Origin of the sequence: Leuconostoc palmae, assembly GCF_019656075.1 — a bacterium.
GTDB lineage: Bacteria > Bacillota > Bacilli > Lactobacillales > Lactobacillaceae > Leuconostoc > Leuconostoc palmae.
Genome location: NZ_BPKZ01000007.1, coordinates 51,507 through 72,942, shown reverse-complemented (window position 1 = coordinate 72,942; position 21,436 = coordinate 51,507). Strand labels below are relative to the sequence as shown.

At 36.6% G+C, this 21,436-nt stretch carries 20 protein-coding genes; 1 reads left to right on the top strand and 19 read right to left on the bottom strand.

Going from position 1 to position 21,436, the window contains the following annotated elements; translation table 11 throughout:
* Positions 1-249 precede the first annotated feature (249 nt).
* The 12 genes from K5Q12_RS05025 to K5Q12_RS04975 all read right to left on the bottom strand — a co-directional run bounded on the left by K5Q12_RS05025 (position 250) and on the right by K5Q12_RS04975 (position 13,834).
* On the bottom strand, positions 250-1,389 hold the full coding sequence (locus K5Q12_RS05025) for a S1C family serine protease (RefSeq protein ID WP_220742615.1): 1,140 nt from the start codon (positions 1,387-1,389) through the stop codon (positions 250-252).
* Between the two features lie 61 nt (positions 1,390-1,450).
* Positions 1,451-2,227 (bottom strand): two-component system regulatory protein YycI, encoded by a 777-nt coding sequence (gene yycI, locus K5Q12_RS05020; protein ID WP_220742614.1) that lies wholly within the window; start codon positions 2,225-2,227, stop codon positions 1,451-1,453.
* Positions 2,228-2,241: 14 nt separating this feature from the next.
* Positions 2,242-3,558: a two-component system activity regulator YycH gene (locus K5Q12_RS05015; RefSeq protein ID WP_220742613.1), complete on the bottom strand. Its 1,317-nt coding sequence runs from the start codon at positions 3,556-3,558 to the stop codon at positions 2,242-2,244.
* Positions 3,548-5,419, bottom strand: a complete 1,872-nt coding sequence (gene walK, locus K5Q12_RS05010; protein WP_220742612.1) for a cell wall metabolism sensor histidine kinase WalK — start codon at positions 5,417-5,419, stop codon at positions 3,548-3,550. The genes K5Q12_RS05015 and walK overlap by 11 nt, the downstream gene beginning before the upstream one ends.
* Positions 5,420-5,519: 100 nt before the next feature.
* Positions 5,520-6,227, bottom strand: a complete 708-nt coding sequence (gene yycF, locus K5Q12_RS05005) for a response regulator YycF (RefSeq protein WP_220742611.1) — start codon at positions 6,225-6,227, stop codon at positions 5,520-5,522.
* Positions 6,228-6,343: 116 nt separating this feature from the next.
* Positions 6,344-7,324, bottom strand: a complete 981-nt coding sequence (locus K5Q12_RS05000; RefSeq protein ID WP_220742610.1) for a ribose-phosphate diphosphokinase — start codon at positions 7,322-7,324, stop codon at positions 6,344-6,346.
* Positions 7,325-7,458: 134 nt separating this feature from the next.
* Complete coding sequence (locus K5Q12_RS04995) at positions 7,459-7,956, bottom strand: thiol peroxidase (RefSeq protein ID WP_220742609.1); 498 nt, start codon at positions 7,954-7,956, stop codon at positions 7,459-7,461.
* A 32-nt stretch (positions 7,957-7,988) separates the two neighbouring features.
* Positions 7,989-8,804, bottom strand: a complete 816-nt coding sequence (locus tag K5Q12_RS04990; protein ID WP_220742608.1) for a Cof-type HAD-IIB family hydrolase — start codon at positions 8,802-8,804, stop codon at positions 7,989-7,991.
* A 148-nt stretch (positions 8,805-8,952) separates the two neighbouring features.
* The gene (locus K5Q12_RS04985) at positions 8,953-9,879 is read right to left on the bottom strand and encodes an MFS transporter (protein WP_373306136.1); all 927 of its coding nucleotides are present in this window, start codon (positions 9,877-9,879) and stop codon (positions 8,953-8,955) included.
* A gap of 96 nt (positions 9,880-9,975) precedes the next feature.
* On the bottom strand, positions 9,976-10,185 hold the full coding sequence (locus K5Q12_RS07165) for a hypothetical protein (protein WP_246570497.1): 210 nt from the start codon (positions 10,183-10,185) through the stop codon (positions 9,976-9,978).
* A gap of 260 nt (positions 10,186-10,445) precedes the next feature.
* The gene (locus tag K5Q12_RS04980; protein WP_220742607.1) at positions 10,446-12,899 is read right to left on the bottom strand and encodes a phosphoketolase family protein; all 2,454 of its coding nucleotides are present in this window, start codon (positions 12,897-12,899) and stop codon (positions 10,446-10,448) included.
* A 203-nt stretch (positions 12,900-13,102) separates the two neighbouring features.
* A complete protein-coding gene (locus K5Q12_RS04975; protein ID WP_220742606.1) occupies positions 13,103-13,834 on the bottom strand; it encodes a GntR family transcriptional regulator in 732 nt (243 codons plus the stop codon).
* A 76-nt stretch (positions 13,835-13,910) separates the two neighbouring features.
* Here K5Q12_RS04975 and K5Q12_RS04970 point away from each other — a divergent pair, with 76 nt between their 5' ends.
* Positions 13,911-14,405, top strand: coding sequence for an aminoacyl-tRNA deacylase (locus K5Q12_RS04970; protein WP_220742605.1), 495 nt, complete (start codon positions 13,911-13,913; stop codon positions 14,403-14,405).
* Between the two features lie 44 nt (positions 14,406-14,449).
* Here the strand turns inward: K5Q12_RS04970 and dnaB are convergent, their stop codons facing one another.
* From dnaB to pepV, 7 genes are all read right to left on the bottom strand, one after another.
* The gene (dnaB, locus tag K5Q12_RS04965) at positions 14,450-15,916 is read right to left on the bottom strand and encodes a replicative DNA helicase (RefSeq protein WP_220742604.1); all 1,467 of its coding nucleotides are present in this window, start codon (positions 15,914-15,916) and stop codon (positions 14,450-14,452) included.
* 2 nt (positions 15,917-15,918) lie between these two features.
* A complete protein-coding gene (gene rplI, locus K5Q12_RS04960) occupies positions 15,919-16,371 on the bottom strand; it encodes a 50S ribosomal protein L9 (protein ID WP_220742603.1) in 453 nt (150 codons plus the stop codon).
* Positions 16,372-16,406: 35 nt separating this feature from the next.
* A complete protein-coding gene (locus K5Q12_RS04955) occupies positions 16,407-18,437 on the bottom strand; it encodes a DHH family phosphoesterase (protein WP_220742602.1) in 2,031 nt (676 codons plus the stop codon).
* 141 nt (positions 18,438-18,578) lie between these two features.
* Entirely contained in the window at positions 18,579-18,863 is a 285-nt protein-coding gene (rpsR, locus tag K5Q12_RS04950) for a 30S ribosomal protein S18 (protein ID WP_004904499.1), read from the bottom strand.
* Between the two features lie 40 nt (positions 18,864-18,903).
* Positions 18,904-19,446 carry a single-stranded DNA-binding protein gene (gene ssb, locus K5Q12_RS04945; protein ID WP_220742601.1) on the bottom strand — a complete coding sequence of 181 codons (543 nt, stop codon included), beginning with the start codon at positions 19,444-19,446 and terminating at the stop codon, positions 18,904-18,906.
* A gap of 33 nt (positions 19,447-19,479) precedes the next feature.
* Complete coding sequence (gene rpsF, locus K5Q12_RS04940; protein WP_220742600.1) at positions 19,480-19,776, bottom strand: 30S ribosomal protein S6; 297 nt, start codon at positions 19,774-19,776, stop codon at positions 19,480-19,482.
* 165 nt (positions 19,777-19,941) lie between these two features.
* Positions 19,942-21,393 (bottom strand): dipeptidase PepV, encoded by a 1,452-nt coding sequence (gene pepV / locus K5Q12_RS04935; RefSeq protein WP_220742599.1) that lies wholly within the window; start codon positions 21,391-21,393, stop codon positions 19,942-19,944.
* Positions 21,394-21,436: the final 43 nt, after the last annotated feature.

Below are 21,436 nucleotides of genomic sequence, written 5' to 3'. Positions count from 1 at the left end.
TACATTACTAAAAACAACTTGTTCATTGTGTTTTTTAGTATTAAAAACTCAATTATTTGTGTTTTGATCCAATTTTAGATTTTTTTAATTAATTATCTAAGTTATCCACAAAAATATTGTAATTAACCACAATATTTTCACTTTTTTAATATTTTTATCCACATTTTCAACAAAGTTTTCAACATTTTCAGGAAAAAGTTTTTTTCAAATAGAAAACACAAAAAGATCTAAAAAAAGCTAATGCGAACATTAGCTTGCCAATTTTTGTGTCAATTTAACTTTAACATTTTTCTTCTCTGACTGATGATAGTACGTTATGGTAACAGTATCATTTAGATTGTGTTTATATAATTCTTCACGAAGATCTGCTTGCCCTGATACCGCTTTGCCATCAATTGCTGTAATCACATCATATTTTTTCATGCCCGCTTTTGCAGCTGGACCATCAGGTGTTGTACTCATGACAACCACACCACCTGTTATTGAAGTTGGTATTTTGAGTAATGATTTTTGATCATCAACTGTTACAGCAGACAAGTCTACCAAACCGATACCAATAGCTGGCCTTGTAACTTTACCATCTTTAGCTAGTTTATTAACAATGTCTACTACTTGATCAGAAGGAATAGCAAATCCCATTCCTTCTACATTTGTCCCTGATGCTGATGAAGACAACTTCATTGAGTTAATACCAACAACTTGCCCAGCAAAATTGATAAGTGGGCCTCCTGAGTTACCTGGATTAATTGCTGCATCTGTTTGAATAACAGTTGATCCGCCGTAATTCTGCCCCCCCTCGGAACTGGCATCAACTAATCGCTTTTTAGCAGATATTATGCCTTCTGTAACCGATGAAGCATATTTTGCACCCAATGGTGACCCAATAGCTAATACTTTCTGACCAACTTGAATGTCATTTGAATCACCAAATGATGCTGTCGTTGTAACATCAGAAGGATCAATTTTTAAAACAGCTAAATCAGTCATAGCATCTTTTCCAACAAGTGTTGCCTCTACTTTTTTGCCATTATGCATTAAAACTTGTATTTTTGCAGCACCATTAATGACATGGTTATTCGTAACGATGTAGGCTGCATCACCCGCCTTTTTGTAGATTACTCCTGAACCTTCAGAAGACTCAGCAAAAGTCTCTTTATTCGTCTGAGAAAAATTTAGAACCGAAACAACCGCATCTGAAACTTTATTGTAGGCAGACGTTGCGGTAGCATTTGTTGGAATCTCTTTTGTTTGTTTAGCTTTAGTATCAACTTTTTGAGTTTTAGTTTGTAAGCTAGCAACTTCCCGTTGTCCATATAACAAAACACCGCCACCAACCATACCAGCTAGCGCACCAGTGACGATTATTTTACTTAAAGATTGTTGTGACATAATATTACCCATCCCTTGTTTGTAACAATTTTAACTGACACAAATTAACATAAGATTAAAATTACTCAGTTAAATTATCACCAGTAAAAGCATTTATTTTTAAAATAGACTTTTGATGATTTTTTTCAACATTAAACGCCCATACAGGAAGATAAATATCGTAACCATTTACTGAGAGTGATTGGTAGTAAAACAAATCACCTGATGACAAAACATCACCACTATTAATTTCATTGTAACGATATAAAGCCACAATTGCTTCTTCTTCAGTAATTGTAGGCCGATCATCTCTTAATTTTTGTATATTCGTCAACTCTCTTTTGGTTAGATTAGTAAAGCCATCTTTTGAATGATTAAACGTTAGTGTTCCTGCGCTGCTTAATACAGGTAAACCGTTAATACTTTGAGAATAAATTTTATTGCCATTGTTCTGTTGTGCTGTACTGATAGGATTATACGTATAACCAAATTCGTCAGCAATTTTTTTTATAGTTGAGTTATCAGCGCTACCTGAACTTTGTTTTGATTGATTTTTATCTACTTTAATCCGTGCAACTAACTCTGTCTCATCATTACTGTGTTCAATTACCAATCCATTTGGTAATTTTGACATATTATCTTTTTTCATTTTTTCAGCAGCAATATAACTGCTATATTTGACTGTTCGACTAAACGAAGGTAATTTTATGTTTTGATTGCGCATTTCTGTAATCATATCAGCATTGGCATCACTGACTTGTGTCCCAGAAATCTCGCCTGCACGCCACCAATTAAATAAAAAAATATCCAATAAAACAAATAGGATTAGCATTAGGATTTTAATTTGTCTAATTTGCATATTTTTCTCCTTCATTAATTTGATTGATCATTAACAGTCTTGTTTTTTAAATAACTATCTACACTTTGCCAACCATCATGTGTTTCAATCATCCACGTTGGTACCATGTTTACGGCTGCTTGACTATCCTGATTAATCAACCACTCATAACCCGGTGTTATAAAGTTATAGTCACTGGATTTTATACCAGCATCATGCAGTCTGTTTAAAATAGTATCAGTATCGGGTAAGGTCACTTGAGCACTATTATTTGGCACAGGCACACCTATTTCATTTAATGAATAAGTCGCCTGTTGATTCCCATTTTTTTGCATTTCAATGTGAATAGCGCCACTTTCAGACTGAAAATAAACCGGAAATCCCTTAACATAGGTTCTAAAGGTTAGTTTTTGCCCGGATTCTCTACTTTCATAAAATCGTGTGTCATTTAAATTAAGTTGTAACAAATTAATTTGAGAAAATGCTAAGTTTAATCGACCTAAGTAGTCCGTTGGTAATTTGTTTTTAGGATTTTTATCTTCAAATGTCACAGTCTCCCAATCCGGGTCGTAAATTAATTTCTGATTATTCAATTTATTAGTATATACAGTCTTATCACCATCTTGAGTAACAGATAATTGATTAATTGTACCTAAAAGTGCAGAAACATATATTTTAGGATCACGTTGATTAATTAAATAAGAATACACTGGTAACTTAATTTGTTTTGCATAATTTAAAATAACTCTATCTTGATATGTTTTGAAACGAATAGGAACATCATCTGGTAAGTTATTTATTTTTTGCCATATTTTAGTGAAATCAAACTTTGCTACTCTGACTTTGGTTACCTCATTTGTTTGTGAATTGACAAAATAGGCAACTTTTTTTTGATCAAAAGGTAAAACAAAATAATCAAAATTAAACGGTTGATTATGTTTAATAGATTGGCCATATTTAGCATTAAAATACGTTACTGGAATCACATCTGGATATCTAAAAATATGTGCTTTCTTTGTTGCTAATATATCTTCTACTTTGCTTGTTGTCACTTTGTTTGTTTCTGGTTGTGACATTTTAGAATTAGAAACCGCATCATCAATAACTTGTGATTGTTGTCCTGTCCCTGTCAACGTTATAAATTGCTTACCATTTGTTTTGTTAACAATAAATTGTGTTGGTCTAAATAACTGTGTTTGTTGTTCTGGTTGTTGTATATTAGCAGAATCCGCAATATCACTTCTCCCAAAAGAACTAAAAATAAAACCAGTTAAAACTACTGATACAATAATCGATACTACAAGAAGAGAACTGATAATGACACTATGCAAAAATTGATTTTTATTCCGCACCCCAGTCTTCCTCCTCAATTTCTGCATCATCTACATATGCTAGAGAAATATAAAAAGTAGATCCTTGATTTTCTACTGAATCAACCCAAATACGACCATTAAACTTTTCAACAACTTCTTTTGAAATTGCCAGTCCCAACCCAGTACCACCTTGTGCTCTAGAACGAGATTTATCGACACGGAAAAAGCGATTAAAGATATTGTTTAAATCTTTTCTAGGAATCCCTAATCCTTGATCAGATATACTTAAAATAGCTCGTGTTTTCGTTTTAATCAATCTTGCCGTGATCGTACCGCCATCAGGAGAGTACTTCACAGCATTATTCATAATGTTATCTAGTACTTGGGTGAATTTATCGGGATCGACCTCAACCCAAATATCTTCACTGCTAAACTCACGTTGTATGTTATACGTTTTAGTAGGTGTCTCTCGGTTTTTAGCATCATTTTCGATAATCATATCAAAACGATTCAAAACAAAGTCAAACAGACTATTTAAGTTAACAACTTCTAACTTAACAGCCATTGTCCCCTGATCCATACGTGATAATTCTAACAAGTCGTTAATCATCCTTATCATGCGCTGTGTTTCATCTTGAACAACACCCAAAAAATTCTGTGCCATTTCTTTATCATCTATATCACCTTCTGCTAATGCATCAACGTACGAACGAACAGAAGTTAAGGGGGTTCGTAGCTCGTGAGAAACGTTGGACACAAACATACGACGTTCAGAATCAATTCTTTGTTGCTCAGTAATATCATGTAAAACCACTACTAAACCAGAAATAAAACCTGACTGCCGTTTAATTAATGACACGTAAGCTTGTACCAATAAATCTTTGCTATCATCTGATAAATCCACTCGGAAATCATCCAAATTTTCAAGCATATCTCGTAATGTTCGTTGTCCTTTTAAATGCAAAAGTTCAATAACATTTTGACCAATAGCATCTTCTCTATTAATGCCAACAAAATCAGCAGCCGCTTGATTAATGATTGTCACTTCACCACGTCTATTAGCAGCTAGCACCCCATCTGCCATATGTGTCAAAACAGAATCTAAACGATTACGTTCAGCGTTGACCGTTTCTGTCGATTCCTCAACACGTGTAGATAGTTCGTTAACTGAGCGGGCAAGATGTCCCAATTCATCGGACCCGTATATATGATTTACTTTTGAATAATCGCCATTCGCAATTTTGGTTGTTTGCTCATCAATTTGTTCAATTGGCTTAGTTAATGTTCGAGCTAAAAATAATGCTAGCCCTATACTAGCAATCAATGCAATTAATCCAGCAACAATAAATAGTTGCATGACACTTTCAATATTTTTGTAGACTGGTGCTAAACTGGCTTTGACAATTAGCACACCTGAAATATCTTTAACACGACTATTGTTGTTACCTAATATCGTTATCAGTAATTCTTTACTATCACCATTTTCTTTAATTGTTCGAGTTTTTAGAAATGATTGTTCACCTGAAATAGCTTTCTGAGCATTCAAATCTGTTGTTTTTTGCCCAATAGTTTGTTGTCCAGAGACAGATAAAGTACCTCTTATAGTTCCTGTCCTATCAATGACTTGTACTTCTTGTAAGTTAGTATTACTTAGGTTAGATAAGATATCTTGAATTTCATGATTACCTTCATTACTATCTTTATTTTTCAAAGCTGTAGTAATCTGATCAGTAATATATTTCGGTAAAGTAATTTGTTGCTGAAAAGTGGCTAAATTTTGATGTTCTATTTGTCGCACAAAAAACGCACCCAAAAGTTCGAGTGCGATAATCATCAACAACACAAAAACAAGTGCTATCCTAAAGCGTATTGATTTGAAAAAATTTGTTGGGTTGTTCATAGTTTGCTGACGCAACGCGTCTGTCTCCTTGATCTAGCATGATAAAAGGGTGTCTTGGTGACGTTAGCAAACGATAATTATGTTAATCTTTTGCCAATAATTATTCGGCTTCTGGTCGTAAATAATAACCAACACCACGACGTGTTGCTAACCAGTTAGGATGACTAGGATTATCTTCTATTTTTTCTCGTAGACGTCTAACGGTAACATCAACTGTACGAACATCCCCAAAGTAATCATAACCCCAAACTTGCTGCAATAAGTGTTCTCGTGTCATAACTTGTCCAATGTGTTGAGCCAAATAGTATAATAATTCAAACTCTCTGTGCGTCAACTCAATATCTTGGCCAGCTTTAGATACCATATAAGCCTGGGGATGAATTGTCAAATCACCTAATGTAATATCTTCATTGTTAACAGCAACTTCTTCTGTATGTTGCGAAACTGACTTACGACTTCGTAAATTAGCTTTAACACGTGCAACTAATTCGCGATTTGAAAATGGCTTGGTAACATAATCATCTGCACCCATTTCTAATCCTAAAACTTTATCAATTTCAGAATCTTTAGCAGTAACCATAATGACCGGTGTTTCTGATTTTGACCTAATTTTCCTCAAAACTTCCACACCATCAATTTCTGGTAGCATTTGATCTAATAACACCAGATCTGGCTGCTCATCATTAAACATTACCAATGCTTCTTGCCCATCTGCTGCAGTGAGGACATCATAGCCTTCTTTTGTTAAATTAAATTTAATGATATCTGAGATTGGTTTCTCATCATCCACAACTAAAATTTTACTCATAGATGTTCTCCTCGCATTTTTATAAGTATTCGTCTGTCTATAAGTATATCATTTTTTGAGCAACCTGTAATATATTGCACAAAAAAAGCCGAACTATAATCAGCTTGTAACGGAAATTATTTTGAACGACGGTGGAAACGTGTTTTAAATAATGAAGAAATGGCTTCATTATTACTAATACGGCGAATGGCTTCACCAATTAATTCTCCCACAGATACGATTTCTAACTTATCAAACTTCTTATCTGCTGGTAAATTAATTGAATCTGTCAAAATAACCTTGGTAAATACAGAATTTTGTAGACGCTCAATAGCCGGACCAGAGAAAACAGCATGAGAAGCAACTACATATACCTCTTTTGCGCCATGAGACATAATTAATTCAGCACCCTGTGTTATGGTACCAGCTGTATCAATCATATCATCTATCATAATAGCCGTTTTACCAGCTACGTCTCCTACGATGCTGCCGATTTCAGCGACATTGGGTTTGGGACGACGTTTGTCGATCACAGCAACTGGGGCCTCAAGATCTAGCATATTGTTTAAATTACGAGCCCGTGTCATACCACCATGGTCTGGTGACACTACAACAGCATTCTTTTTATCAGCAATACCTGATTCAATTAGATAATCCGCTAAAAGCGGAGCCCCTTGAAGATGATCCATCGGAATATCGAAGAATCCTTGAATTTGAGCAGCATGTAAATCCAATGCTAATACTCGAGTAGCGCCAGCTCTTTCTAACATGTTTGCCACTAATTTAGCGGTAATAGGTTCTCTTGAGCGTGCTTTCCGATCTTGTCTTGCATAACCATAATAGGGAAGCACAACATTAATTTGGTTTGCTGAAGCGCGACGCAAGGCATCTACCATAATCAACAATTCCATCAAATTATCATTCACAGGTGAAGATGTTGATTGAATGACAAATACGTTGTCACCACGAATACTTTCTTCAATGTTGATCTGTACTTCACCATCGGCAAATCTTTTAACAGATATTTCACTCAAGGGGACACCAACTGAATCAGCGATTCTTTTTGCTAGTGGCTCGTTTGAACTTAGAGAAAAAAGTTTCAATTTAGGTTCTGGCATGTCTGGCTCCATATATTTTATGTAAAGATTATGTTCAAACTAATTTTAACAAAAATTGTAGTTAAAAACCACTCACTAACTGAGTTTTTGAATATAATAAAAGCACTCTATCTCAATGAGTGCTCCAGCCGTTCTTATTTGATAATATTACGTAGTGTTTCAAGTGCTTCATCATAATTTGGTTCTTCGGAAACCTCTGGTACAATTTGTGCATAACGGATAACACCTTCCGAATCAACAATGTATATTGCACGTGTATCGATAGCATTTGCTGGTAAATACAACTTTGTTGCATATCCAAATGATTCCTGCTCATCTGAAAGCATACGTAGATTTTTTATACCTTCAGCAGCACACCAATTGCGTTGTTCTTCCACAGAATTTGTAGATACTGTGATAAATTGGACACTATCAAATTGATCTACTGTTTTGTTAAAGTGACGTGTTTGTAGCGTACATGTTCCTGTATTCAAATCAGGAACAACCGAAAATAGCGTTACTTTACCAATTAAATCTGCTGTTTTAACCTTTTCACCATTTTGATCTTCAAGCTTAAAGTGTGGTAGCATTTCTCCAACTTTAACAGGTTCTCCCACCAATTCAGCAACTTCACCTTCTATTAATACATTCATGATGTTTCCTCTACTTTCCAATTTTACAAATACTATTGTAATACAAGTTCGTTGATTGCTTTAGCGACACCAGAGTTATTATTTGTTTCAGTTTGATAATCAGCGATCTCTTTGACTTGATCGATAGCATTCCCCATCGCCACACCAATACCTGCTTGCTCAATCATCGAGTAATCATTAGCCTGATCACCAATAGACATGGTTTCAGATTGATCTATTCCCAGCTCTTTTGCTAAAGCTAATAACGCATTGCCTTTTGAGGCTTGACGATCTATAAATTCTAGATTATTAGCTGTCGAACGAATCACGTTAACTTTAGAACTAATCGTTTCTGGTACTTGTGACTCAATATAGTCTAGTCTATCTTCTTCATCATTTGCAATCGCTTTAATGAATGCCACTTGTTCAAGTTCAGTTTCTGAATCAAGTACAAAAAGTGGTAAATTGACCAAACTATTCTCAAAGCTAGCCCAAGGATGTACTCGATGATTAGTTGTATAAGCGGCATTGTGTGTTTCGACCTGTACATATGCATCTTGTTCGGCCATAAAATCATTAATTTTCTTGAACTCTGATGTTGACAATTCTTGACGAAATAGTGTTTTTTGTCCATCTGCTGTTTGAACCAGCCCACCATTATAAGTAATAACATATTGCTGGGACCCAGTAATATTTAGCTCGTTTAAAATAGATTTAACTCCCGGTAAAGGTCTACCAGTTGTAATGACAATTTTCACACCACTATCAATAGCTTTTTGAATTGCATTTCTAACATCAGTAGTAATTTCTCGTTGATCATTGAGTAGTGTGCCATCAATATCAATCGAAACAATCTTAATTTTTGACATAATTAATTTAAGGCTATTATCACAAATTGAGCCTATTGTTCTCCTTTATTGAGCTAAATAAAAATATCATTTTGCTATGATATTTATTCTAATTATAACAAATTTATAGCAAACGGAGTATCCACTGTTTCGATTAATTATGTAGGATTCAGCGTATGCGTTTATTGTTTAACATTATAACAGCTGACCATGTAAATAACATACTAACAGCTGTCATAGTCATCAATAAAATAGCTGCCCCTACATTCCCAACTATAACAGACACACTCACAATGCCTGAAGAAATAATGTATCCTATTGGCCTAGTAGCAGAACTAAAACCACTATACACACCAATCTTTTCTGGATTCATCATCTCTGCTCTTAATGATTGACTAGCTGGTGTCACTATCATCTCCCCGATTGTTAGTAAAACCGCAAAAATCAGTAACGGCCAAAAGTCAGTTAATAAAAACATGATTGCAAACGAACAACCTTGTATTGCTGTCCCCACTAAACTAGATTTTAATTCTGACCATTTAGTAAATAATCTAGTCATTAATCCCATCATTAAAACAATCATTAACGTATTTGTTACAGTAATAATTGATAGCATTCGTTGCCCAAAAATCGGTATCCCCCAAAAAGTAATTTGATGAAATGTCTGAGCAAGATGGGCAGCTAAATAATAATCCGGTGATGAAAAAATGACTGTTGCACCAACACTTGCTACCATAAATTTAAGATATCTTTGGTCCAAAAAAACAGCACGATAGCTTTTAACAACTGCCCAAACTGATTTTCCCTGTTCTGGTAACCGCTCAAAAGTCAATGTCTCAGATATCCATAACCAAACTATTAACCAACTTATAAACGCACCAATGGCAGTGCCAACCAGTAATTCAAATCTTGCTGTTTTAAAAAACCAACCACCTAAGGCTACCCCAATCATGATTGATAAATTAATGACCCAATATATAATTGCATAAATAAATTTTCGATTTTTAACTGTTGAAACATCAATCATCATAGCTTCCTCAGCGGGTGAAGCAAAACTTAACCCAACAGCAGCCATCAAGAAACCTAAAAAGGTAATGTCAGGATTTACATAGAATGGTTAGTTCATACTTGCAGCTATGCTATAACCAACAACCATAAGACTAATGCCATTTAGCATAACTTTCTTTCTGCCTCATAAATCCGACAAATGTCCACCATATAAACCAGCTAAAAAACCTGATAATTGGACAATAATCAGTAAGATACCAATAACCAAAGGTCCAAAATATTCAATATAATATATCGTCATATTAGGTCCCACAGAAGAACCGATAGCAACGGTAATTAACATCATAAGAATGCGCAGTTGAATATTGCGATTTAATTTTAAAAATTCTCCCATAATGCCTCGTACGAAATAAAGATATTTTAATTTTAGTTCTCAACTAATTTCTGTCATTTTAGTTGCGTATACTGATAATTGTTCCGTGTTTGCTATGATTAAAATCAACCTAAACTACTTCGAACTCATTTAAATTAATGACATCCGTTCTCATTGATTGGCTGTCAACTAACATTCTACTCAAAAGACACAAAAAAAGCGAACTAGAAAATTTTCTAGCTCACTTTTTCATCTGATCAATCATTTAAAAAGCAATGGAATTACTTTAAAGGTGACCAGTTCCATTCAGTAAATTCTTCGATATCGCGACCTTCGTTGCGAGTCACTTCGAAGTGCTTTGCCAAAGTTTCGTCCATCTTAGCAATGAATGTATCAGCAGCAGCTTGATCAATTGTGCCGTTAGCTGACAAGATTTCTGCAGCTTCCTTAGCTTGGTGGAAACGATCCAAGTGTGAGTAAACACGCATGTCATATGTTGTTGTGATGTCACCATCTTCACGGTAACCGTGAACATAGACATCACCCTTGAACTTACGTTCGAAGAAGAATGATTCTACCAAGTTTTCATAAGCGTGGAAGCCGAAGATAACTGGCTTGTCAGCTTGGAAGAACTTGTTAAATTCTTCGTCAGACAATTCACGTTCGTCGTTCAAATGTGATTCTGACTTCTTTTGCAAACGAAGCAATTCAACAACGTTGACATAGCGGAACTTAACTTCTGGGAAGGCTTGGTTGATCAACCACAAAGCGGCCAAAGTTTCGATTGTTGGTTCTGTACCAGCTGATGCAAATGTAATATCTACATCGCCTGAAGGTGCAGTAGAAGCCCAATCAATAACCTTCAAACCTTCGTTAGCCAATACATCAGCTTCATCAGCAGTAAACCATTGTTGACGTGGTTGCTTTGAAGCAATGATCAAGTTAACCTTGTGACGTTCTGAGAAGGCACGGTCTTGAACAGCCAACAATGAGTTACCATCGGCTGGCAAGTATTCACGGATGAAGTCAGACTTCTTTTCAGCCAAGTGTGTCAACATACCTGGATCTTGGTGAGTGTAACCGTTGTGATCTTGTTGGAAGGCAGTTGATGTTGCAATCAAGTTCAATGATGGGTAATCATTACGCCATGCTTGTTCTGAAGCGTGGCGCAACCACTTGAAGTGTTGTGTCACCATTGTGTCGACAACACGCAAGAATGATTCGTATGAGGCGAAGATTCCAACACGACCAGTCAATGTGTAACCTTCTAACCAACCTTCAGCTTGGTGTTCTGACAATTGTGAATCAATGATACGACCTTCTGGGCCGACGTATTGATCGTTTGGTTCCTTAACTTCTTCCATCCATTGACGGTTAGTTGTGTTAAAGAGATCCCACAAACGGTTTGACATTGTTTCATCAGGTCCGAAGACACGGAATGAAGTTGGGTTCAACTTTGCAACTTCTTCCAAGTATGATGAAAGTGTTGTCATGTCCATGTTTTGCGTTGTCTTTGGCAATTCATGTCCACGGTTTTCACTTGTAATGTCGTTTGTGAATTGACGCCAATCTGGCAATGTCAAATCAGTTGCCTTTTCGCCGCGGCGACGACCACCGTTAGCGATTGGGTTAGCTGACATACGCTTGTCACCCTTAGGTGCAATCGCCTTCAATTCATCCTTCAATGAACCATCAGCATTGAACAATTCTTCTGGCTTGTATGAGTTCATCCATGCTTCGAATTGTGGCAATGTTTCTAGCTTGTTTTGTGCCAAAGGCAATGGCACTTGGTGGGCACGGAATGAATCTTCGATAGGGTTACCATCTTCATCGTGCGTTGGACCACCCCAACCCTTTGGCAAACGTGCAATAATTACAGGCCATGCAGGAATTGTACCATCTTCGTACTTACCGTTTTCACGGGCATCCTTTTGGATAGCTTGGATGTCTTCGATGGCTTGGTCAAAGACCTTAGCAGCGATTTCGTGGTATGCTGCGTAGTCATGGATGTCATCATTTTCGATAAAGCGAGGTGAGTAACCCAAACCTTCAAAGAACTTTGTGATTTCTTCATCACTCATACGTGAGAAGATTGTTGGGTTAGAAATCTTAAATCCGTTCAAATCCAAGATTGGCAAAACAGCACCATCATTCTTAGCATTCAAGAACTTTGTTGAGTGCCATGATGTCATTGATGGGCCGGTTTCGGCTTCACCATCACCAACAACGGCGAAAGCAATTTGATCAGGATTGTCCAAAACAGCACCAAAGGCGTGTGACAATGAATAACCCAATTCACCACCTTCATGCAATGAACCTGGTGTTTGTGCTGTCATGTGTGATCCGATTCCGCCAGGGAATGAGAAACGCTTGAACAAGCGGCTCATACCTTCCAAATCTTGAGTGATTTCTGGGTAATCTTCAGTATATTCGCCATCCAAGTAAGCATTAGTAACCATTACTTGGCCACCGTGTCCTGGTCCACCGATGTAGAACATGTTCACGTCATACTTGTTGATCAAACGGTTTGCGTGTGCATACAAGAATGTTTGACCTGAAATTGTTCCCCAGTGACCGATAGGCTTAACTTTAACGTCTTCAGCTTGGATTGGTGTGTTAGTAACTGAGAACAATGGGTTGCTCTTCAAGAAGATCATCCCTGCTGACAAATAGTTAGTTGCGCGCCACCACTTATCAACAAGTTCTAAGTACTCTTTTGAATCGAAATCTGCCATGAGATTAAGTACTCCTTATTTTTTGAGAGAATCGTAAACCACGAATCTTTCTCCGTTATTTACTCTTACAGTATAACCGATTATAAGTATTTGTTCAAGAAAAAAACTTTGATTGGTTGATTTCGATTTCTTTTTTGGTTGGTTCATAAAAACAATTGGTACGTACCATTTAAAAAGTAATAAAAAAAGACCTAAAGGTCTTTTTACTCTGAATCAATGCTGACAAATGCGTTGTAACGTAGGTACTTATAGTGTAATCTCATTGTGGAAAACTCCAAAGGAGTCCCGTCATCCATAAAAAATATACCTTCCATAATGCCAACTGGTTCCTTATCGGATAATTCAAGTAATCTTTGATCCTCATCTGTAGATGGTTCTGCCATAATGGTCATGAAAGATTTCGTCACCGTACGGTTTTTACTATTCTCAACGTACTCGTATACCGAACCGGCAACAATTTCCTTGTTCAATCCTGGCAAAACATTGATTGGTACATATCCCCTCTCAATCATAAAAGGGATACCTTCTAAACGACGTAAACGCTTAATTTCGTAAACAAAGTCTCCTTCATTAAGAAATAGGGCTAGCTGCTGTTCTTGGGTTGCAGGAAGCACACGAAAATCTAATAGTTCAATGCTAGGCGCCTTACCATCAACTCTAAATGAATCAGAAACACCTAAATTAGAGCCTTCATGTTGAAATAAATCATGATTTTTCAAATATAACGGGTTAACAAAGGTACCACTACCTCTTTTTTTGAAAATAATGCCCTGCTGCACTAGTACATTCAAGGCTCGCTTAATAGAAGAACGCGAAACATTATAATTTTCAGCAAGTGTTCGTTCATCTGGTAATTTCAAATTCGAAAAATCACCTTTATATATTTTTTGTTTTAAATCTGCTTGTATAGTCACATAAATTGCTTCTGGTTTCATGTAAAGTAGTATATCATAAATTGGTCGGACCTTGTGGCTTTTTGGTTGAGCCAATATGTGTTAAAATCAAGTTACTATGGCAAAGAAAAAAATTAAAAAAACGTTACCAGAACAAGTAATGGAAAAACACCAGATAGATTATGAGCCTTTAGAGCTCAATATATTGGATAAATCAGAGTCTGAACGTGATGTAATATTAAATAAATTTAATATTCATCATCAAGACATTTATAAAACATTAGCATTATTTGGTGATAAATCAGGTCCTTTAATTGCTGTCTTACCAATCACCGAACAACTATCTTTAAAAAAGCTAGCTGCTACATCAGGAAACAAAAAAGTAACCATGTTACCTTTAAAGATATTACAAAAAACAACTGGGTATGTACATGGTGCTAATAATCCGGTTGGTATTTGGCAAAACAAACATTTCCCAATTTTTATAGATAAAACTGCACAGACGATGTCTTTCTTTTTAGTGAGTGGTGGTGAATTAGGACGCTCTGATAAAGTAAATCCTGTCGACATCGCTGATTTAACCGAGGCTAAATTTGTTGATTTAGTAGAATAGATTTTAACTCATAAAAAGAGATTAGCTAATAAGCTAATCTCTTTTTACCATCCTGCATTACTTCTTGAACCAGAAGTTGATTCATCACGATATAATGGAGCCATTGGACTGAATTTAAACGTTGGTTTATTAAACATCAAGGTTGCTGTGCCTCTAGCACCAGCACGATTCTTCTCTAAAATCACTTCAATCGGTACAGCCTCATCCTCATCACGTGGATCACTATTATTATTTTCATCGGAGTCATCATTTCGATAATAATCATCACGATATAAGAAAGCAACAATATCGGCATCTTGTTCGATTGAGCCTGACTCACGTAAATCAGACAACACTGGTCTTTTATCTGTTCTTTGTTCTACGCCTCGGCTTAATTGAGCTAAAGCCAGAATTGGTGTATGTAATTCTTTAGCTAATTTCTTGATGGAACGCGATACTTCCGAAACTGCTTGCTGACGACTTTCCGTATTATTAGATTCAATTAGTCCTAGATAATCAATAATTACCATTCCAATTGGATGAGGATTATTAATGCGTTGGTCAGTAGACATATCGTTTAATAAATCTTTTTCCAACTTTCTTAGTTTAGCACTAATTTGATTAATTTTAATTCCTGGCGTATCATCCATATATATTTGCATATTAGCTAAGGATTGCATCGCTAAGGTTAGTGATTGCCAATCATCTTGTGACATCTGTCCAGTGGTTAAATGAGCCGAATCAATTGCACCTTCTGCTGCTACTAATCTTGTCACTAAATCAACTGCACCCATTTCTAAACTAAAGACGACTACGGGAACTTGTTCAGCTTTTGCAACATTTTTGGCAATATTAAGTACAAACGCGGTTTTCCCCACAGCCGGGCGGGCTCCCAGAACAACCATTTGATCCTCTCTAAAGCCATGTGTTAATTGATCAAGTTCTGGATAACCTGTGGCTAAACCAACTATACTATTATCGTTTTCCACAGCATTATCTAAATTGGTTTGAAATTCTTGTAGAACATCTTTAATTTTTTGAAAATTTTCATCACCGCGATTTTCTGCTAATGAATCAATGTTACGATTCAAAGTATCTAAAATATTCTCACTTGATTCAGCAGAATCATAAGCTAATGACATACTTCGCGTTAAAGTATCAATAATCCGGCGCAATACTGATTTTTCACGAACAATGTTGGCATAATGCTTTAAATTAGCTGAAGATGCCGATGCTTCAGCAATTTCAGACAAATAAACCATACCGCCAATATTTTCTAATTGTTGCATGCTATTTAACTTATCTTGTAGTGTCAACATGTCGATTGGTCTTTGTTCATCAACAAGTTGCTGCATAGCTTTAAAAATCGTTTGATTAGCTTGACGATAGAAATCTTCAGGTGTAAGAATCGCTTGTGCTTCAACCATTGCACTATCTGACTTAACGTCAAAGAAAATAGACCCGAGCACCGCACGTTCTGCATCCACATCTTGTGGTACTTGCCTATATTCGTATGATCCCGGATTATCCATATTTATCCCTCGCTCACGTGTACTCGCAAGTTAGCTGTGACATCACGATGAAGCTTAATTGGCACATTAGTATAACCTAGTGAATGAATTGGTTGATTCAACAATAACTTACGCTTATCAACTTTAATTTTCTTTTGCGACTCTAATGCTGCAACAATTTGCTTAGTTGACACGGCACCAAACAAACGACCATCAGCACCAGACTTACCCTTAAGTTCAACAACAAAATTGTCATCTGCCATTTTAGCTTCTAATTCTTTGGCTTCAGCTAATAATTCAGCAGCAGCCTTTTCTTCAGCTTTTTGCCGACCTTTCACTGCACCTAAGTTTTTACCAGTTGCCGGTTCGGCTTTTTTATTTTTAATTAAAAAGTTATTAGCATAACCATCTGGTACTTCTTTAATTTCCCCTTTTTTACCGCGACCCTTTACATCTTCTAAAAATACGACTTTCATTTATCTAAAACCTCCAATTAATTATATATTTTTTGTCATTCTGCATCATCAATATCTTCCAGAATCGTATTCAACTGTTGTGTTGCTTCTTCAGTAGTCACTGATGGAATTTGAGTTGCAGCGTTTGATAGATGACCACCACCACCCATGGATTCCATGACACGCTGTACATTTCGCTTACCAGTCGATCGTGCTGAAATGCCTACACGGCCATCCGAACGCTTTGTAATAACATATGAAGCTTCAACGCCACTAATCTGGAGTAGTTCATCAGCTGCTTGTGCTGTGATGATTCCAGAATAAGTTTGATTGCTCTCACCAGTAACTATAGCATTTCCATTATTTACAATTGCTAAGTTAACGAGATGCGTCCGTGCTTTGAAATCAGTGAGATTTTCTTTCATGAAAGATTGAATTAAATTACTATCAGCGCCATTAGCACGTAAGTAACTTGCCGCATCAAATGTGCGTGATCCCGTACGTAAAGTGAAATTATTTGTGTCTAGCTGTATGCCACCTAACATAGCTGTCGCTTCTAACTTCGTTATAGGCGCATAGCTTTGATCTTGATACTGTAACATTTCAACAACTAATTCTGATGTAGATGAAGCATACGGTTCAACATAGGTTAAAAGTGGTTTTTCATTTAATCCTTGTTCTGCTAGACGATGGTGATCAATAACAACAACACGATTCTCTAAACGAGTAAGTAAATTAGGTGCACTAGTTATCATCGATTGCGCATGATCTACTAAAATTAACAAGGTATTTTCACGGACTAACTTCATGGCTCGTGTTTCATCCACAATAGAATCGTTAATGTTTGAACCTGGTGCAACAATTTCTGGTTTATTTTTCCTAATTTCCGCTAGTAACAATTTAATATCACTATAAACTGATTTTTCATCAACAATTAGAAAAGCTGGCTTATTTTTGGTTTGTGCCATTCGCCAGATACCTAATCCTGCTCCAATTGCATCTAAATCAGGGCGGACATGTCCAACAATCATTATATTGTCAGACTGTTCCATTAATTCTGCCACAGTCTGAGAAATCATTCTTGCTCGCACGCGCGTACGTTTCTCCATTGGATTTGTTGCCCCACCATAAAATCGGGCTACAGACTGATTAGATTTTACAACAACTTGATCCCCACCACGACCTAACGCTAAATCCAAATTTGTTTGTGCCATTTTAGCTAACTTAATGATGTCTGATTCACCATAAGCGATACCCATAGATAACGTAACCGGTGAATTTTGTTGTGCCGTAGCTTCACGAATTGCTTTCAAAACACGAAACTTATCTTTTTCTGCGTCTTGTAAGGCTGCCTGATATCCAAACATAATATAGTGAACAGTATTTAAACGCCGTAAATAAATATGATGCGCGGTTGCCCAATCTGATAAAGCACCAGTGACATAAGTTCTTAACTTAGACGTCTCAGACTCATTCATGCCTTCAGTAACTTCTTCATAATTATCTACAGATACTAAGCCACTAAACAATCTATGATTTTCGTACTCTACCTCAATAGCCGCATATTCACTGATATCCATCATATAAATGACACGTAAATTTTGTTGTACGTATAATGCAAATTGCTTACCTTGCCAGGTGATAGTATTTGTTTCATTAGCATCAGAATAGTTTTTAACATTCTTAGCCAAACTAGGATCTAATTCTGCTAAAGACAGCCCCAAAACATCGCGTTTTCCCAAATAATTTTGCATATAAGGATTGACCCAGTCAATTTTTTCTGAATTGTTCAATAAAATCAGTCCAATTGGCATACGAATTAATGCCTCTTGCTCACTTCTGGAAATACGATAACCTAAACCAGAAAGATACTCCTGAACATTTTCATTAACCTCTTTAAGTGATTGACCTGAATATATTAAGCCAATAATCACGACAATCAACCAAATTAGTCCGAAAACCCAGTTGACTAGCAATGCAAAAAAAGCACTCGTCAAACTAACAAAAAGTAATAATAGTGCAACTGTGCCTAGTTTTGTGCTTTGAAAAAAAATAGGTAGCGTTTTAAAATTAAAAATCTTCTTCACAAGTAACCCCTGTGCCTTCTCTTTACATGGTAAAACTTTTATATCGTTCAAAAGTCACATAACTTATTTTACCACAGTTAGTTTTTTCAAAACCAAATAAAAAAAGCCTGATACATCTGGCTTTTTGATAAAACTACTATATTAATCTTCTGTAACGAATGGCAACAAAGCCATGATACGAGCACGCTTGATAGCTGTTGTTACCTTACGTTGATTTTTAGCTGAAGTACCAGTTACACGACGTGGCAAAATCTTACCGCGTTCTGAGATAAAGCGTTCCAACAATTCTGTGTTCTTATAGTCAATAAATTCGATATGGTTAGCTGCGATATAGTCAACCTTACGACGACGACGTGGTCCGCCTTGTGGACGACGTGAACGTTGTGGACGTTCTGAGTTTTGTGGACGTGAGTTTTGTTCTGACATGATTAAAGCTCCTTTCATTTGAATTTATAATTTATATTATTTAGAATGGTAAATCATCATCTGATATATCAATTTCTGTTTTATTACTAGCCGCAAATGGGTTAGGAACATCATTTTTTGGTGCTGAATATTGGTTATTTGAACTCTGGTTCGCATTAGCAAATGGATCAACACCACTAAATGAATTATTGTTGTCTGAACCACTATATCCACCATCGTTAGATGATCCGCTATTATTTTGTGAACGACGCTTTTCACTTTCAGCGCGTGATTCAAGCAATGAAAAATTATCAACAACAACTTCGGTAACGTAAACACGTTGACCTTGATTATTTTCATAATTTCTTGTTTGCAAACGACCTTCAATGGCAACCATTGCGCCTTTGCCAGTGAAGTTTGAAAAGTTTTCAGCTGCTTTACGCCAGATAACAGCGTTGATAAAGTCAGCTTCACGTTCACCAGACTGATTGGTGAACTGACGATTAACTGCTAAGCTAAACGTCCCTACTGCTGTACCCGATTGAGTATAGCGCAATTCCACATCACGGGTCAATCGCCCAATCAATACTACTCGATTAATCATAATTAAAGCTCCTTCACCAGTGGAATTTCAGAATTATTCTGCGTCGCGCTTAACGATCATGTGGCGCAAGATATCTTGAGAAATCTTTGCCAAACGGTCAAATTCGTTGATAGCTGCGTCGTCTTCAGCAGTGAAATTAATGATATGGTAAACGCCTTCGCGATAACCAGAAATTTCATAAGCAAAACGACGAGTTGCCCAATCAGCTGACTTAACGATTGTTGCGCCGTTGTTAGTCAAGATGCCATCAAAACGCTCAACAAGCGCTTTCTTTGCATCTACTTCCATGTCAGGGCGAACGATGTATGTCATTTCATATGATGTAGCCATGTTTTATTTCCTCCTTTTGGTCTCTGGCAGCTTTTGCTGCAAGGAGTGTATGCAATTTATGCATTCACAACTATTAATGATACTACAAACCGACCACATATTTCAAGAGCTTCACAAAATTTCCCACTAGTCTTCAATATATTACGTTAAAACTAAATATTAAACTCAAGATTTAGTGAGTTCATATAACGCTTGAGCAAAAATTGCTTGAGCACGAGGAATATTCGTTATTTCAACGTATTCATCTGGTTGATGACTCATGACTGCAACATCAGGAAACTGTCCACCAAATGCAACTCCTCGTTTCAACAAACGCGCGTATGACCCACCATTGGATATTTTATACGTTTTATCTGTATGTGTATGTTGCGCATACACACTTTGTAACGTTGTAACGATAGGATCTTTCAAGTCTACCATATGTGGTTGGCTACCAAATCTAGATTCTTTAAAAACTTTTGCATCTAAACCGCCCATATGTCTTTGTACCTGAGTCAAAATGGCTGTTTCGGTAACGCCCACTGGAAATCTAAATTGGATTCTAATATAGCCTGATTTGCCAAGAATATAGTGTACCTGCCCGATATTCATGGTTAAATCACCCATTACCGCATCATGAAAAGCTAATCCTAGATGTTCAGCAAACACATCTTGATGATTTGATTCTCCTAATAAATATAAAAATGCATGTGCTTGATTCTTAAACGGATATTGCATCAAGAAGTTTGCCAAAAAAGTTGCTGAGTTTAGCCCATCTTCGGGATAAGCCCCATGTACAGATTTACCATACAGTGTGAGACGTATATTACCATCAGCATATTGTCCGACACCTGTAATCAATGGTGTCGATGTTACATACTGTTCAAATTTTGCCAAAAATAAGTTAATGTCTTGATTATCAGGCAACTTAACACAAGCTGTAGCAACACCTGGGACAACGTTATCACGGTTTCCAGACTCAAACTTCAGCAATTGATAAAGATTATGGTCAAAATCATCGTCAGCTTGAAACTTTATTTCAATAGTTTGCACACCCTTCTCGCCAGGTACAACGGGAAATGTCCCATCTGGAGAAAATCCCAATGTCGGTTCCCCAACTTCAGATAAGTATTTTTGCATATCGCGCCAATCAGATTCTTCATCACTCCCAAAAATTAAACGTATTTTCTTTTTTGGGACAAATCCTTCATCTTTAAGTTGCTTCAATGCATAATAACTAGCCATTAAATCAGCTTTCATGTCGTGAACACCACGACCATACAATCGGTCACCAATAATTTTTGGACTAAAAGGTAATGTCACATGCCATGCCGCATCGTTTCCAGGTACAACATCAACATGAGAGAGCACACCCACTGTTTCTTCAGCGTTTTCCGGACCATAGTCAATCACAACTACCATGTTGTCAGCTACTCGTTGCACGCTAAAACCGTCCCGATTACCCAGATCCGCAATAAATTGTAATGCCTTATCTATACCAACACCAAAAGGTTTTTGAAACGTTGCTGTTTCAGGATCCAAAACTGATGGTATCGCTAAAAATTGTAATAAATCATTTTGCAATTGAAACTGATATTTCTGGGCATTTTCTTGCCACTCATCTGCTGTTTTAACCATTTATCGCCTAACTTACTGTATCAATGACACTAAATACTAAGCT